Source organism: Stieleria varia (assembly GCF_038443385.1).
In the GTDB taxonomy this organism is placed as follows: domain Bacteria; phylum Planctomycetota; class Planctomycetia; order Pirellulales; family Pirellulaceae; genus Stieleria; species Stieleria varia.
In genome coordinates this window covers 460,908-476,676 of sequence record NZ_CP151726.1, presented here as the reverse complement: position 1 = coordinate 476,676, position 15,769 = coordinate 460,908, and the positions used below count along the sequence as shown (strand labels likewise).

11 protein-coding genes are annotated in these 15,769 nt (G+C 56.8%); 6 read left to right on the top strand and 5 right to left on the bottom strand.

What is annotated here, in order from left to right; genetic code table 11:
* Positions 1–74: 74 nt before the first annotated feature.
* Entirely contained in the window at positions 75–1,460 is a 1,386-nt protein-coding gene (locus Pla52nx_RS01795) for a hypothetical protein (protein WP_146518005.1), read from the bottom strand.
* On the bottom strand, positions 1,457–2,836 hold the full coding sequence (locus Pla52nx_RS01790; protein ID WP_146518004.1) for a hypothetical protein: 1,380 nt from the start codon (positions 2,834–2,836) through the stop codon (positions 1,457–1,459). The genes Pla52nx_RS01795 and Pla52nx_RS01790 overlap by 4 nt, the downstream gene beginning before the upstream one ends.
* 127 nt (positions 2,837–2,963) lie before the next feature.
* On the opposite strand from Pla52nx_RS01790, the gene Pla52nx_RS01785 reads away from it, so the two are divergent.
* From Pla52nx_RS01785 to Pla52nx_RS01775, 3 genes are all read left to right on the top strand, one after another.
* Positions 2,964–5,966: a hypothetical protein gene (locus tag Pla52nx_RS01785; RefSeq protein WP_146518003.1), complete on the top strand. Its 3,003-nt coding sequence runs from the start codon at positions 2,964–2,966 to the stop codon at positions 5,964–5,966.
* An 82-nt stretch (positions 5,967–6,048) separates the two neighbouring features.
* Positions 6,049–7,086, top strand: a complete 1,038-nt coding sequence (locus Pla52nx_RS01780; protein WP_146518002.1) for a tetratricopeptide repeat protein — start codon at positions 6,049–6,051, stop codon at positions 7,084–7,086.
* Positions 7,083–7,949, top strand: a complete 867-nt coding sequence (locus tag Pla52nx_RS01775; protein WP_231741629.1) for a hypothetical protein — start codon at positions 7,083–7,085, stop codon at positions 7,947–7,949. Before Pla52nx_RS01780 ends, Pla52nx_RS01775 begins: the two co-directional genes overlap by 4 nt.
* Positions 7,950–8,156: 207 nt before the next feature.
* Here Pla52nx_RS01775 and Pla52nx_RS01770 read toward each other — a convergent pair whose 3' ends face one another.
* Entirely contained in the window at positions 8,157–8,753 is a 597-nt protein-coding gene (locus Pla52nx_RS01770; RefSeq protein ID WP_146518000.1) for a hypothetical protein, read from the bottom strand.
* A 48-nt stretch (positions 8,754–8,801) separates the two neighbouring features.
* Here Pla52nx_RS01770 and Pla52nx_RS01765 point away from each other — a divergent pair, with 48 nt between their 5' ends.
* A complete protein-coding gene (locus Pla52nx_RS01765; RefSeq protein ID WP_146517999.1) occupies positions 8,802–9,725 on the top strand; it encodes a histone deacetylase family protein in 924 nt (307 codons plus the stop codon).
* 65 nt (positions 9,726–9,790) lie between these two features.
* On the opposite strand, the gene Pla52nx_RS01760 is transcribed toward Pla52nx_RS01765, so the two are convergent.
* Positions 9,791–12,025 carry an ABC transporter permease subunit/CPBP intramembrane protease gene (locus tag Pla52nx_RS01760; RefSeq protein ID WP_146517998.1) on the bottom strand — a complete coding sequence of 745 codons (2,235 nt, stop codon included), beginning with the start codon at positions 12,023–12,025 and terminating at the stop codon, positions 9,791–9,793.
* A complete protein-coding gene (locus Pla52nx_RS01755; protein WP_146517997.1) occupies positions 12,022–12,849 on the bottom strand; it encodes an ATP-binding cassette domain-containing protein in 828 nt (275 codons plus the stop codon). Before Pla52nx_RS01755 ends, Pla52nx_RS01760 begins: the two co-directional genes overlap by 4 nt.
* A gap of 450 nt (positions 12,850–13,299) precedes the next feature.
* On the opposite strand from Pla52nx_RS01755, the gene Pla52nx_RS01750 reads away from it, so the two are divergent.
* Both Pla52nx_RS01750 and Pla52nx_RS01745 read left to right on the top strand, forming a co-directional pair.
* Entirely contained in the window at positions 13,300–13,710 is a 411-nt protein-coding gene (locus Pla52nx_RS01750) for a hypothetical protein (RefSeq protein WP_146517996.1), read from the top strand.
* Between the two features lie 388 nt (positions 13,711–14,098).
* Positions 14,099–15,550 (top strand): IS1380 family transposase, encoded by a 1,452-nt coding sequence (locus Pla52nx_RS01745; protein ID WP_342190172.1) that lies wholly within the window; start codon positions 14,099–14,101, stop codon positions 15,548–15,550.
* The last annotated feature ends 219 nt before the right edge of the window (positions 15,551–15,769 follow it).

Below are 15,769 nucleotides of genomic sequence, written 5' to 3'. Positions count from 1 at the left end.
ACGCCAAAATCTGCGTTAACGAGAGGAAATCGGCGGCTGTGAAGAATTTCGCGGGCAATCGAATCGACGCGAGATCAACCTTCGCCGGGGAGCCTCAATTCGCTTGATTCCCGCTCCTGTTGACGCTCACGCACCAAACGATCTTCTTTCGCGTTGAGCCGATTCCAGAGGAAAGTCCCCAAGACGGTCACGACCAACAAGGTCAGCAGGCTGTACCCGATGACATCGATTCCCCCGCCCGACCGTGCCGATGGCGCGGTCGATCGCCAACGGGCGACCATCAGCAGCGGCCCCACCTGCTTGCCCCCACCACGCTTCGTCATGAACTCACTGTCGTAGCTCCACAAACGAAAAAAGAAGGCGTCGACCGACACGGGATGATTAATCATCGTGACCAGTGCATCGACTGGGGCTCCACCAGCACCGTCGGACGACTGCACTGCGGTGAGCAAGAATTCGGGCAATTGGGTCGTGACCAACGATACGGGATACGAGTTGTCCAATTCGATCGGTGGGCCATCAGGATCATCAGGCCTATTCATACGAACAATGACGTCACCCAGCGAGCCACTCGCGTCGACTTGGTAGTAGTGATCCTGTCCCAGTTGGGTTCGTTGCTCAGCGTTGCTGACGCTCACGCGTGTGATGCGTACCGTGTTGAGTTTGATACGCACCCAATCGCCGACGTGTTTTTCCGGATCACGTAACAACTGGACCGGGTCGATCGCGGTCGGTGCGATGAGATCGTCGCGAAGCCCGATCGCTTGTGCCGCCGAAAGCACCTCGTAGAAAGGCTGCTTGTCTTCGGCCGTCAGTGGTTGACGATTGCGAGCGCTGACTGCGGCGATCGCACTGATATCGACTCCTTCGTCCGCCAGCAGTTGCCAACCGGGGCTGGCAGGCGTGCTGGGATACCATTGCACTGTCCCTGCGGCGAGCGCTGACGCGGCAGACAGGGTGATATCGACCACGACACCGTTTGCTGCGACACGATCTCCGACCGACATTACCGTGCGTGCCTCTGGCGCATAGACCAAGATCGATTCGCCGGGCACGGCGGGGTTTTCTGAGAGTTGGAGTTGTAGTTCGAGGTACGATTCAAACTCCAGGAATTCAACGAGTTTCTCGGGCACCTTGAAACGTCGCATGGCGGTGATCGTTCCGTCGACACGCACCGCGTCGCCGATTTGAACAGCACCTGCGGCAGCCACGGTCGCCTCCGCCTTTGCGGCCATCTTGCCCGCGTCGGCGCGACGAAGTCGATAAAGTGCCTTGGCCATCTCTCCTGCGGTTTCTTCGTCATTGATTGGAAAAACCGCATCCAAACGAGTCACATCAAAGCCGCTGAGTAATTCCAACGCGGACTCGGCAGCGGATGACCTGGCGGAAACCAACACGCAGAGCACAGCAGAAAAGACCGCGCAGGACACAGCGATTCCACTCAAGCGGAAAACGTTCATTCGTTGACCCCCGGAAAGTTCGATGGCCGATTGTTCCCTGCGTCATCGTCCGCTTCAAGCTTCGTCGGTTTGATTTGATCAAACTGCAAGTTCGCATCGGGACGTCCCGCGACGCGGCGTCGGCGTGTCTCTCTTGCCGCGACCGCGGTTCGATACATCACCGCGCCGGCGATCGACACCCCTGCGACGATCGCGCCCAAGACGATCCACAGCAATGAGACTTGTCGCGGCGGACGTTTTGCATTTGTGGAATCGGCAACCGTCGGTGCGAGCGTTTTCTGTGCGATGATTCGGCCGATCACGACGGGAGCCAAATCGGCGCCGATGGATGAACGATAGGGCAACCGTTTGATGAACCGTCCCACCGCGGTGATTTCCGGCGTGGCGGTGCCATCGGATATCGACGCATCCCACTTGCCGTCTTCGTCCAACGCGGTGCGAATCGAATCGGGGAGGTCTTTGGTGATCAAAACGATCGGTCTCTTTCCGCCGTCCGAGGGAACGACCCACAACTGCCAATAGCTCTTGATCCCCAGTCCGTTGGACTTCGCCGGCAGGGATTCCGCCAAACCGATCTTGCCGACAATTTGCACGCGTTGTCCGCGATAGGCATCGGGTTGTTGCAGCAGCGGCAGCGTCCCCGTCACGGGTGCTCGTGTACCGGTCACTGATGTTCCCTGGGCGGTCAACGAGTCGCTTTGGTTCAACTGCAAATAGAACGCATCGGCATCGTCGGCTCGCCAAAACGTACCGTCGGCCACGCGATCCATCGCTGCTTTGTCCAGAGAGATTAACAGTGCATCGGCGATCACTTGCGGGAATCCTGACAAGTCTGCGTCGGGGATTTTTGTCGTCTCAATAACTTGGGCAAATGCGTCCCGCCATTGCCCAATGGTCTCGGCGTCCAGCGCGGGTGCGTCGGCTGAATCATTTCCGGTCAGATAGGTTGCCAATCGCCGCTGATCGGCGACGGACATCTTTTCCACCAAGCCGTCGGCGATTTGCTGGGTCTGTGGATCTGGCGACACCAAGCCTGAGTCTTGAGGATTCGGGCCAGCAGACTTTGCGGAGATGGCCTCGTTAGGATTGGGATCGGCTACAATCTGAGTATCGGTGGCGATTGCATCCCCGACTGCTGAATCCCCTCGCTCAAGGGGAGCGGCCGTGGATGTCCAGGAGTTGCCGCCGGTGCCGAAAAAGACTTGATACAGCCGCGGTTTTGCCGCCTGCTGCATCACCACGAGCACCAAAATCAAGGCAACACCGAGGCGCATCAGCCGTCGAAACGTGTCCACATTGGACGTGGCGGCGGACTTGGATCGGCGATCGCTGCTCCGATAAAGGCTTTGATCGTTAAATTGTGACGGAATACGCATTCGGTAACACTGTGTGGCTGGGTCGCGCTTGAAGCGCGCGATCGGCGTCCTTAACCTAAGGTTGTACAGCGAAACAAGCTGAACGATCCCTCATCCTAACCTTTTCCGCCCCACTGGCTGAGATTCGATGCTGCAATCGAGACAGAAACTGACCGTCGCGGCGATCGTTGTTGCGATTTTGCTCACCGCAATGGCACGCCCCGCCGTCGCGGACGGCGAACCGGCGGCGGACTTCGTCAAACAGCTCCGCGCCGCGGGCTACTTTGACACCGCGATCGCTTACCTGGAACGGCTCGACAAGTATCCCGGCGTCGACCCCGATTTCAAAGCCGCGACCGAGCTGGAAAAAGCCCAAACGTACATCGACGCTGCAGTCTCCTCGCGTCGGGCGGCTGATCGAGACACCTTTTTTCTTGACGCCGAAAAATCCCTCAGCAAGTTCATCAGCGGACCGTCCAATCCAAGACAGTCCGAAGCCCGGTTGATGCTGGGCAAGCTGCAAATGATCCGCGCCGCACAACTGCTGTCGGGAGACGCCGACAACGCAAAACGTGACGAAGCGAGGAATTCATACACGGCCGCGTCAAAAACGTTCAACGAGATCATCGACGATCTGAAAACCAAGATCGAAGATATGCGAAAGGAAGCGATCGATGCCAGAAAGGAACCCAAGAAAGCAAAGCTCCGCGAACAATATCAAGCCGACTACCTGCAAGCCAAATTGAATGCCGCCGAGTCGCTCATGCTGGCGGCCAAAACCTACGACAAACCGGGCACCGATGCCAAAGCCATTTTGGAGGATGCGCTGGAACGATTTGCGGAGTTGAATAAAAAGTACTCACGCTATCCCATCGGTGTCATCGCGTTGGCCAGCATGGGCCAGATCAATGAGATGTTGGGAAAGACCAAGGAGGCGACGGATAACTTCCTCGACATGCTGGACCAACCCGAGGCCGATCCGCTGCGTGATGCCAAGTTCCTGGCCGCTGCTGGTTACATCCGACTGCAGCTTGCGGAGCAACCACCGAAATTCGACGAAGCGATCGCGAAGACAAAAGACATCGGCCGACAAATCCGACCCGACGAACGGACGTCGCAGGCCGTCCAGGAGTACCGTGTCGACCTCGCCAAAGCCTACCTCGCCAAAGCGGCGGACAAAGAACAAAAGCCGACGGACAGCAAACGTGCGGAGTCCGATGGCCGCCAACTGCTGCTGGCCGCCAGCAAGATCCCCGGTCCGCACAATGAAGAATCGAAAGAGCTGTTGGCGAAACTCGGTATCGAAGAAGGTGCCGCGGAAGGCCCCAGCGCAGAGCCGCCCAAGAGTTTTGACGATGGCTTGGAAGTCACGATCGAATTGCTCTCGGCCACCGAGAACCTTTCCGAGTCGATCAAGTTGCTGTCCGAACAACCCGAGACGCCCGAGCTGAAAGCCGAGATCGAGCAAATCACCAAGCAACTCGCCGACACGCGGTCGATCGCCGTCCAAACCATCCGCGCGGGCTTGGGGATGGCCACTTCCGAGACCGATACGCAACAACTCAACCAAGCTCGTCAGATCCTGGCATACTTGCTCTACCAACAAGAGCGACACCGGGACGCCGCCGTAGTGGGCAGCTTTCTCGCCAGGACAGCTCGTGGCACGCCGGTCGGCCTCGATGGCGGTCTCGTCGCATTGACTTCTCTGCAAATGTTGCTGCAGGAAATCCCCGACGATGAAAGCGATGGTGTGATCACGCAACTGGATTCATTGGGCAAGTTCCTGACCGAGAACTGGCCCGATGACCCCAAGGCCAACGCCGCACAAGGCTTGCGTATTCGGCTGATGCTGAAAAAAGACGACTACGCCGGTGCCGAAGCGCTCATCGATGCGATGGGTGAGGGTACCGAGCGTGCCTATTTCAAACGTCTGCTCGGCCAGCTGCTCTGGAACGCTGCGATCCAATCCAGGATCGATGGCGATGACGCCAAAGCGGAAACCTTGACCGCAAAGGCTGACACCATTTTGGCCGCCGGCCTGAACGAGATCGAAGGAAACCTCGTCGATGCCGAAGCCATGCAGGCGGCGTTGGTGCTCGCCAAGATCTTGGATCGCCAAGACAAAAGCCAGCAAGCACTCAAGGTGCTGGACGATGAAAAGTACGGACCGCTGAAGCTGGTCGACACGCTGGGCGCCCCCAACGAAAACTTTTCCGGTGATCTGTACAGCACCGAGCTGAAAGTTCTGGTCAAAGAAATGCTGCGAGGCGATGATCCCGCTGCGTTCTTGGATCGCATGAGCGCTACGATGGACAACTTGCGCAAATCATTCAACGGCCCAAACGCTCAGCAAGAGTTGACGCAGACTTACATTCGCTTGGCACGCGACGTCAGTGAACAACTCGAGAAAGCCGCACCGGCCAAACGTGAAAAACTGATCGAAGTCTTCAAGGTGTTCCTCAATCGAATCGCGGCAAACACCCAAGACGAACCGACGCTCCGCTGGGTCGCTCAGACACTGATGTCGATGGGTGAAACATCGATGCAGCCGACCGATGTCAAAGCCACCGGTTCCGCCGCTGAGTTGATGAACGACTCCATCGCCGTTCTCAAAAAACTGGTGGATAACAATGGTGACCTCACCACAAAGTTTCTCTACGCTCGTGCACTGCGTCTGGTCGGTAGCTACAAGGATTCTCTGGACGTTCTCGAAGGCATCCTGAAAGACAAACCGACCATGCTGGACGCTCAAATCGAAGCCGCCCAGGCTTATGAATCTTGGGCCGCCGAGTTGGGCAACCCCAATTTCGCCTACAAGGCCTACGAGTCCGCGTTGGTGGGAGGGCGTCCGGGTCCCGACAACAAGAATGTGATCTGGGGTTGGGCGATCATCAGCACCCAAGCCAAACGCAACCCGGCCTTCCGTGACAAATTCTTTGAATCACGCTACCACGTTGCCCTTTGTTTGTACTTGATGGGCAAAGTAAAGAAGAACGACGCGACGATGAAAAAGGCGATCAAGGACATCAACCAAATGAACACGTTGTATCCCGACATGGGTGGTGCCCAGCAACGCGACAAGTACGACCGATTGTTGAAACAGATCCAACGCGACGTTGGTGAGAAACCAGTCGGTTTGCCGCCCGCGTGATCACCCGCCAACTCGAACTCCACGTTCCGTTCTTTCGCTCGCCTCCAATCAAACACGCTCCTCTCAATTCTCGATACCCAACATGAAAAACCTCTTTGCCGATATTCGTGTGTTGCTGGCGGTCCTGCTGGTGACCCTTTCCGGCCAAGTCGCAATGGCCCAAACCGACCGGGTTTACACAAACGACAGCACGACACCGACGTCCGGTCAGATCGTACAGGCTGACAAGAACGGGGTGAAGCTCAAGACAGGCGCCAACGAGAAGACTTTCCTCGCCGGCGACATTCGCAAGATCCTCTATCAAGGCGACCCGAGCGAGTTGACCAAAGGTCGTGAGGCCGCACTGGGAGGTAACTACGAGGACGCCGTCGAAGAACTCGAAGGTCTGAACGTCGCAACGTTGCCACGAGCCGCCATCAAAGCCGATGCGGCGTACTACCTGCTGCTGGCAAAGGCACGCCTGGCGTTGGCAGGTCGTGGTGACAAGGCCGCCGCAGCACAGGCTGCACTTGCCTTTGCCCGCTCCAACAGCGATTCTTACCACTTCTATTCCGTTGCCCGGTTGCTCGGCGATCTCGCGCTGGCATTGAACAATCATGACCAAGCGATTTTGTACTACGGGTCGCTCAAGAACGCACCGACGACGGAAATGAAGGTCGAGTCCAAGTACCTGACTGGTGTCGCGCAGCTTGCCAAAGGTGACGTGGCAGCCGCCGACGCAGCCTTCAACGAAGTTCTCGGATTGCAGGTGAATTCTGCCGCCGTGTTGCGACTACAAAAACTTTCGCAAGCCGGCCGCGCCGTCGCGTTGGCAAACAACGGCAAGGGCGACGAAGCCCTCAAGATCGTCAACGGGTTGATCGAAGAACTCAGCCCCAACGATGTCGAAATGGCTGCGCGAATCTATAACGCACAAGGTGCCAGCTACGACGCGATGGGTGACAAGGAAGGTGCCATCATGGCCTACCTGCACACGCACCTGCTGTTCTCCAGCCAACCCGACGCCCACGCCCAAGCACTCTCACGCTTGGTCGAACTGTGGCCACAAGTCGGACGACCTGAACGGGTCGCCGAAGCACGCCAGGAACTGGAACAACGCTACCCAGGGTATGGCAAGTGAACGTGCGGTGGTCACTTTCGAGTCATGTTCTGATCACGCTGGTCGTTTGTTGCATCGGAACGATTTCCGATGCCCAACGCGTGGTTGCCCAGGACGTCGCGACCGATGACTTCAAGACGATTGAGTTTTCCGGGCGATCGTTCACGTTGCCTCCACCGACGCTCAACACGCAGCAGTCGGCGAAAGAACAGCTTGACGCGATGCAGTCGCTCGTCGGCAAGGCGAAATGGAAGGCCTTTACCCGAGACTCCGCCGTCGCTCCCGTCGAGATCGACCTGGACTATCTACGCGATGAAGCGGACCAACGCATCGGACACTCCGTCCATATGGCGTTCCTCGTTCATGCTTCGTTTGACTCGCTACGCGACCAAGATGTGACGTCTAAGATCACCGGTGGTGGCGCCGAAAAGGATCGTTGGACCGGACGATTGTTGACCGAGGAGGAACGAGAGAAAAACAATGCGACACTTAGCGACGACGAGACACTCGTGATGTTCGCCGTGCCGCTACTGGACAAAGTTGAACTGCAGGGTGTCATCCGTGTCGCTCGCGACGAGAGCGAAGACGAACTGACCTACCGCTTTCACCTGGACCCGGGCTTTGATTCGCCGAGTGGAATTTCTCCCAACGGTTGGAAACGTATCGATGCTGATTCCGACGAGATGACGGTGCCCTACAAGGGTTTGGCTGGCTACCTGAGCATCCAACGTCTGAGCGAGCCGGCGGAAACCTGTTTCGTGGAAGCACGTGTATTGATGCATGAGCCCCAGGAGTGGTTCAACGGCAGCAATTTCTTGCGCAGCAAACTGCCGTTGATGATGCAAGAAATCGCCCGCAACTTCCGCCGCCGTGTGGCGAAATAGTCACCGGGTGCACGAGGTGCAAACCGTGTTGATGCCTTTGAAGATCGCGTGAGCCTGACTGCCCAAAGTTTGGTGTTGTGGCATATGGGGTTTGCGCGGGGTCTGCTGTCACCTCCACCAAGGAACTTGGGGGAGGTGTCTGTTGCGAGACGTGCAGCAGAAACCTGGGCTGCCATGGCAACCCCATTGAGAACACAGACGCGATGTTCAAGGTGAATGCAAGAAAGCGTTTTCAATCCAGTCGCGGATCTTTCCCGGCGTGGGAACCTGCAACCCCACGCCGACCACCAGCACCACGATCGGAATCACATGCAGCAGGTTGTCGTTCACGAACATTAGCACCGCATTGATCATAGCAGCGCCTTCCAGGATTGCTTGGCCGATGATCGTCCGTGTTTGAAACGCGCCGATGAGCTTGGGGACCGCCTGGGGAACGCTGGCGTTGGTTTCCCGCATCACCTCAGGGTCCACATTCGCCCCGCGGAATTCTCCATAGGCGATGCTGCGAAACACAGCTCGCAGCACCACCGTTGCGATGATCGAGACCAATGCGATACCTCCTCCCAGGACGATCCAAATCATGGAATCGCTATCCAGTCCCAATAGTGAATCGCCGGGCTGACGACGAGAGAAAACCATGAACACCATGATGGCAGAGACGATCACGATGCCTTGAATCAACGCAAACGTGATGATCATGCCCGTGCGTGAGTTGCCCTGGATGATATGCTTGAGATTCGTCAGTGACTCGCCGCCGTCCTGTTGGCTGGCGGTGTACGGATTCTGAGCGGGGTCGTTTGTCATCGTCTCGATTTCCTTTCTGTGGACCGTTTTCACTTCTGTTGACCTGCCGTGCGATTGTACTACACCGATCACTTTGAGCTACCACTGCCCGAAGGTCATCGATTTCCGATGTCCAAGTATCGATTGTTGCGACAACGTGTTGCCCAAGACGATCGACATAGCAGCGACACACTGCTGGTTCCACCGGCGGCCAACGACGAGGAATTGATGCTGTGCCATGACAGAGACTACATCGGTCGAGTCAAGAACGGGGACCTGTCCATCGCCGAGATACGCAGGATCGGATTTCCTTGGTCGCCGAAGATGAACGAGCGATCCCGACGCAGCACCGGAGCAACGATCGCCGCGGCCCGGGCGGCGCTCGCGGACGGTGTCTCGGCAAACCTGGCCGGTGGCACGCATCACGCCTTTGCCGCTGCCGGCGAAGGCTACTGTGTGTTCAACGATGCGGCCGTCGCGATTCGCGTGATGCAACACGAAGGTCTAGTTCGACAAGCCTGCGTGATCGACTTGGACGTTCATCAGGGCAACGGTACTGCGTCGATTCTGAGCGGGGACTCCTCCGCGATCACATTTTCCATGCACGGAGAAAAGAATTTTCCGCTTCGCAAAGTCGCCAGTGACATCGACATCCCACTGGCCGATGGAACCGGCGACACGGCCTATCTGGCAATGCTCGCTGACGGATTGCAAAGGCTGGACGAAATGATTCGCCAAGCCGGCGGATGCGATCTAGCGATTTATCTCGCCGGCGCTGATCCCTACTCGGGAGATCGCCTGGGGCGAATGTCATTGACCAAAACGGGGCTGGGGAAGCGTGACGAAACCGTCATTCGCTGGTGCCGCGAGCGGGGAATTGCCTTAGCGATCGCGATGGCGGGCGGTTACGCACCGCTGGTCGACGACATCGTGGACATTCACGCAACAACACTGCGTTTGGCAAGCCAAGCCTGCGTACGTCAGGCTTTCTAGCCTGACATTCTCGCCGCATGTCAGGCTAGAAAGTCTGACGTACGAGGCCTGACGTACTTCTGTCACTACGCCGTTGCCGTCAGCGGGCTGCTCGGATCGAGCAATTCATCGTGCTCTTGGATCAAGTCCGCCGCCTTGCCTTCGTCCGCAACTCGCAGAGTTCCAAAGTACAGCAGACAGGTGGCGGCAATCCCGATGCTGGTCACGATCCACATCGGATGATACGTCGTACCGGCTTCACCCGTGACCAACAGCAACGTCGAGATCGGCGACTGGGTCTCGGCGATTCGTTCCATGGATACGGACAACGCGTTGTTGGTGAAGTGAATCAGGATGCCGGGCAGCACGCTGCCGGTCTTCAGTGCAACCCAACCGAGCATCAATCCCATGATCGTCGCGGCGATGGACTGCTGCAGCACGCCGTGTGAAATCCCGAACATCACCGCGGTGACGACGACGGCTCTCAAACGACCTTTTTCGCGTACCAAACCGCCGAACACAAACCCGCGGAAAGCGAGTTCCTCGCAGATTGCCGGAACCGCTGCCATCAGCAGTACGACTGACATCCAAGGAGCACTGGCGATCTGCTCGGCAAAGGGCTTCATCGCGACAGCGGTTTGTTCGCTGACCGGATAGAGGTAGCTGATGCACTGAGCCAACATCACGTAGCTTGGATGCAAGGTCAATCCCAGCAGTACCGCCAAGGGGACCGTCGTCCAGTGTGGCATCCGAATTCGCAGACTCTTGCGAATCGATGTCGTCAACATGGTCGCCATCAACAGGGCTGGAAACACGATCAGCACTTGGGGCAGCATCACCATCTTTGCGATGCCGGCAAAACTCTGCGGCATCTCCGTGACCGCCAAGCGGGCAAAGAACAGTGTGACCAAGATGATCGCTCCACACGCATACGCTTGTGCCGGCGTGGCGGCCATCTGACGGTCGCGCCACAGGTGGCGAACCCACATGCTCAATTCCCACTGTTCCCCGCCGCCGAACAGCACCGACTCGTCTTCGAACTGTCGTCGAGCCCAACGTGCCGCCAAAGAGAGGCAAACCGCAGTGACCGTTGCGACCATGGGCAGGTAAAACAATGCGTTGGCATACTGACCTTCGACCAGACTGCGAACCATCAAAAACATGCCGGTCACTGGAATCAAACTGGTGCCGACATTCAATGTCGTGCCGGGCAACATCGGCAACATCACCAACGGCAGCGTCACCATCATCAATGGCATCAGGTAATACTGACCTTCTTTGCTGCTGCGTGCCATCGCGGCAACGGCCAGTGCCAACGCGCTGAACAACGCCGAGAGCGGGACCAACGCGACGAACAACCACAGCATGGGCAACAGCGGAGGCGCACCGAACGACCCGGCAGCCATTCCGACGCCCATTTGTTTGAACACAAAACCACTGGTCAGCAACATGCTGCCCGCGTTGAGCAGTGCAGTGAGCATGCTGAATGTCGTCACGGCGGCGAGTTTGCCCCACACGATCTCGGATCGCAACGCGGGGCTGCACAGCAACGTTTCTAGCGTTCCGCGTTCCTTTTCACCTGCGACCAAATCGATCGCGGGATAGAACGCACCGGTCATCGCCCAGACCAGCATGATGAAGGGTAGTAACTTGCTCCAAAAAGCGGCTTCGCGAGTGCGTTCTGGTGCAATGTCACGATCGTTCAGATGAAACGGTTCCAACATCTTCAGATTTACGCCAGCCTCGGATAAATCATCTCGCACCCAGCCGCCTCGCCAGTCCGACAAGACACGAGTCACACGGTCGCGAGCGACCATCGATTGGTCCGAGCCCACGTTGTACAGCAGTTCGATCGCTGCCTCGGGATCCTCATTGCGTTTTGTTTCATCCGCGAAACCGGGTGGAATGATGGTGACGACATCGAATTGACCGCTACGGACCCAAGCGGTCGCCTGCTCATCCAATGCTAAGGTGTCGGGCCACTCGTCCCAGCGATACGAGATCATCTGTAGCGTTTCGGAATGTTTGCTCAGATCGCCACTGAACTCCTCACCGTCAATCAGCGGGGGAACATTTGACAGATGCTCTGTCCCCACGATGCAGACCGAGGTCGGGTGCTGACGCGAGAATTGAGCGATCTGCAACAGCAACATGCCGACCAACGGGTACAGCATGATCGGCAGCACCGCGATCGTAAAAAGTGTTCGGCGATCGCGAAGTTGGTCACGCATCTCGCGCATGTAGATCAGCCAGATGGCGCTCCAACGTGGCTTGTCACCTGCTCGATCGATCACACGCTTGTGTCGGACGGATTTACTCATGCGTACTGACCATTCCCCTTGCCGAAATCGGCGACATCCAAATCGACGTGTTTCGAGTGCCCTGCCGTTGATGACTGTTGAATTCTTTGTTCGTGCTGATTCAGGAGCCCAAAGAAGAGTTCTTCAAAATCGTTTTCTTCATGCCTGTCTCTCAATTCGCTCAACGTTCCGCTGTCGAGAATCTTGCCCCGGTACATCACGGCGATTCGATCGCACAAACGTTCGACTTCGCTCATGATGTGCGTGGAAAAGATCAAACACTTGCCGGCTTCACGCAGTGAGCGGATGACGGCCAACAGGTTGCGGGCAACCAGAACATCCAGTCCCAAGGTCGCTTCATCGAAAACCAAAACCGGTGGATCGTGAACCATCGCCCGCGCGATCGACACCTTTTGCTTCATTCCCGTCGACATCTTCGCACCGGGCACGTCACGATAGTCGTTCATTCGCAATTGATCGAACAGGGTCTCCAAACGTTCGTTCAGATAGTCACGTTGCATGCCGTGCAACCGACCGAAGTACTCGACCAGTTCCCAAGCCGTCATGCGGTCGTAGATGGCCGTGTTGTTGCTGACAAACCCGATGTGTCGACGCACATCCGCCGCGTCTCGAACGACGTCGTAGCCCGCCACGGTGGCGATCCCGCTGGTGGGTTCCAAGACGGTGCTTAACATTCGCAAGACGGTCGTCTTGCCGGCACCGTTGGGGCCGAGCAGTCCAAAGATCTCACCTTTTTGGACGGAAAACGAAATGTGATCCACCGCGACAAATCGACCACGCTGCAAATCCTCGTAGGTTTTCGTCAGATGCTGGACATGAATCATGCGAGGATGCGGTCAATGGCGGTGTGAATCGGGGCGGACCTTGGGTTGAGCTGCACCGAGAGCGTAGCTTGCCGCAAACCTCTGATGAAAGGTTTCAAGGAAACGCGAATCACAATCGCCACATCGGGAGCCGTCTAACCGTCAAAGGTGGTACCAATTCAAACGTTTTTTCCGTCCGTGAGGTGCTCTGAGTTGAGCAGCGGATCAATCTGACCTCGTTCACGACAGGAAATATTTCATCTGCCTCTCGACTTGCCGAATACCCGGGTGCCCCTGGTTTCGTTTGAGCGAGGGGGTTCGAGCCAAGTCGGTACCTCGAATCCGCATCATACTTTCACGTAAAATGAGCTGCGAATGAATTGCCACTCCAATCAGGCTGCTATCTTGGGGCCCTGACGAATCCTGTGTGGCGAGCAGACTGCAAACCCATTCCAACCCCGACGTTTAGAGATGGCGAAACGGCACGACCTCAAAGCGAAACTCAAAGCGGCAGACAAGCGTCGCCGCAACCGAGCTGTCACGTCGCGTCCCAATCCGCCGGTACCACGACAGACCCCACAACGCATCGATGTCACCGGGTTGTTCGTCGATGCGATTCTGAAAGCTTCCGCCGGCAACCACGCGATACGCGACGTGGACGTGACCGCTGCACTGCGTAACATTGTTCACTTGAGCGATCCTAAGACGGCAGAATCACAAGCGGTCTATCGAGAACTCACCGCCGTCGCCGTTCGCAACGAAGCAGTGACCGATCGTGCGATACGGGAGGCAGCACTAGAGTTGCTGGAGATCTCCAAGATGCAAACCGATGAAAAGCTGCCGGACAGTTTTCTCAAGTACCTTGCGGTCTTGGTGGGCTGACTCGGCGATCGGTATTGTTTGGCAGTCGACAAGTTCCATGGGAGAGGTGGCTGTTGCGTGGCACCTCCACCAGCGCAGGAGACTGCTGATTTAGTGAGCCGCAAGGCTAGTGGGCTGTTGATTTAATCGAAATTGGGAACGCAAGGGTGAGCCGTGGGCCGTAAGGCACCGGGCAATGCGGTAGGCCCGGCCGCTTACGCGTCGCGGCTCACTAAATCAACAGCCCGCTAGCCGCGGGCCTAATGGTGTTGACGGAACCCTTCGAGGCCCGTGGCTAGCCCGGATATTGCATCCGAAAATTTGTTTCCCCCTATAGCGCAAGAGCCTTAGTCCTGGTATGCATTGGAGTTACAACACTTCACACATCCCAAGCCCAAGGCTCTCGGCAATGACAAAGCGTAATCGAAAACGAGCTGCACTGAAACGCCTCCGTCGCCAAGCTGTCGAGTTTGATTTTGATGGCGGAACGCTCACGTCCGACGCCGGATTGCTACTGCTTCGCGAAGTCGATCAACGACTCGGCCTGATCCGCCGAGTCGACGCTTGTATTGCCGATCCACGCGATCCTATCTACACCGCACATCCGCAGGCCGAGATCCTGACCAGTCGTATCTTTGGAATTGCGGCAGGCTACGAGGACGGCAACGATCACGCCCACTTGCGGCATGATGCAGCCTTTCAAGTCGCTGCCGGACGCACGCCTGCACAGAATGACTATGACAGCGACGAACACGTTCCTTTGGCCAGTCCGTCAACGCATTCACGTTTCGAAAATCGTGTCGATCGCAAAGCGATGCTGGCTATCCACGAAGAAATCGTAAACACCTTTCTGGACAGCTACGAGAAACCGCCCGAAGAAATCACCTTGGACTATGATGCCACAGATGATCCGACGCACGGCAATCAAGACAAAAACTACTTCAATGGATTCTACGACGGCCACTGTTTTCTGCCGCTGTACGTGTTCTGTGGCTATCAGTTGCTCGTCGCCTACCTACGTCCCAGCAGTTTTGGCGCAGCCCATCACGCTCGCGCGGTGACCAAACTGCTGGTTCAAAAGATTCGTTCGCGATGGCCGGAGACGAAAATCATTTTACGTGGCGATGGCGGATATTCTGATGAAAGACTCATGCGTTGGTGCGATAAAAACGACGTCTACTATGTCTTCGGATTGCCCAAGAACAACGTCTTGATCCGCAATATTGCCTGCGAAATGACCCGTGCTCGACTTGAGCATTTGAAATTTAAATCCACGCGAACGCTTTTCAAATGGTTCCGTTATCGCACTCAGGAAACATGGGACCGTCATCGCTGGGTTCTCGGCAAGGCGGAGCACGGCGACAAGGGAGCCAACCCGCGTTTCGTCGTGACAAACCTGCCCAGTGCCCAAGGGATCGTCGAGCCGACTTATCATCGCCCTCGCGTGGACGGCAAACAGGTCCGACAAATCCTCGATCCTGGAACGATCTGCAGTGTTGCTTGGAACCCGAAGGATTTCTATCGAGAACGTTATTGTCAGCGTTGTGAAATGGAGAATCGGATCAAGGAACAACAGATGTGTTTGTTTGCCGATCGAACCAGCTGCACAGACTTCATGGCCAATCAGTTTCGTTTGATTCTGTCGTCGTTGGCGTATGTGTTGGTCGACGGAATCCGCCGGTTGGCACTTCAGGGCACTACACATGCTCGGATGCGTGTGGATACGATCCGCTTGCGTCTGTTCAAGATTGCCGCGCGAGTACGCGTGACTTGTCGGCGAGTGATTTTTCACCTTCCGACTCACTGCCCTAGCGCGAGTCTCTTTAACGAAGTCATGGCGCGTCTTTGCCGAAGCGACTAAGGGCGGCAACCCTCGAGGAAAACGCAACCACGAAGCGAATCATTCGCTTGGGGGAGGGGGGGCCTTCTGCGCGGCGCTGCGAAAGCCCCCATCAAAATCAAATCATTTCCCAAAAGCGGACGTATCGAACTCGCAACCCCGCGTCAATAACCGATGGATGCAATATCCGGGCTAGCGCCATCGGCTCACAGACACAATGCAACACGACTAAATCAGCAG

Bases quoted from the DNA above. Each gene is read 5' to 3' on its own strand.
- Pla52nx_RS01785 (WP_146518003.1), top strand. From the start codon at position 2,964: ATGCTGCAATCGAGACAGAAACTGACCGTCGCGGCGATCGTTGTTGCG.
- Pla52nx_RS01790 (WP_146518004.1), bottom strand. From the start codon at position 2,836: ATGCGTATTCCGTCACAATTTAACGATCAAAGCCTTTATCGGAGCAGC.
- Pla52nx_RS01780 (WP_146518002.1), top strand. From the start codon at position 6,049: ATGAAAAACCTCTTTGCCGATATTCGTGTGTTGCTGGCGGTCCTGCTG.
- Pla52nx_RS01745 (WP_342190172.1), top strand. From the start codon at position 14,099: ATGACAAAGCGTAATCGAAAACGAGCTGCACTGAAACGCCTCCGTCGC.
- Pla52nx_RS01795 (WP_146518005.1), bottom strand. From the start codon at position 1,460: ATGAACGTTTTCCGCTTGAGTGGAATCGCTGTGTCCTGCGCGGTCTTT.
- Pla52nx_RS01755 (WP_146517997.1), bottom strand. From the start codon at position 12,849: ATGATTCATGTCCAGCATCTGACGAAAACCTACGAGGATTTGCAGCGT.
- Pla52nx_RS01770 (WP_146518000.1), bottom strand. From the start codon at position 8,753: ATGACAAACGACCCCGCTCAGAATCCGTACACCGCCAGCCAACAGGAC.
- Pla52nx_RS01760 (WP_146517998.1), bottom strand. From the start codon at position 12,025: ATGAGTAAATCCGTCCGACACAAGCGTGTGATCGATCGAGCAGGTGAC.
- Pla52nx_RS01750 (WP_146517996.1), top strand. From the start codon at position 13,300: ATGGCGAAACGGCACGACCTCAAAGCGAAACTCAAAGCGGCAGACAAG.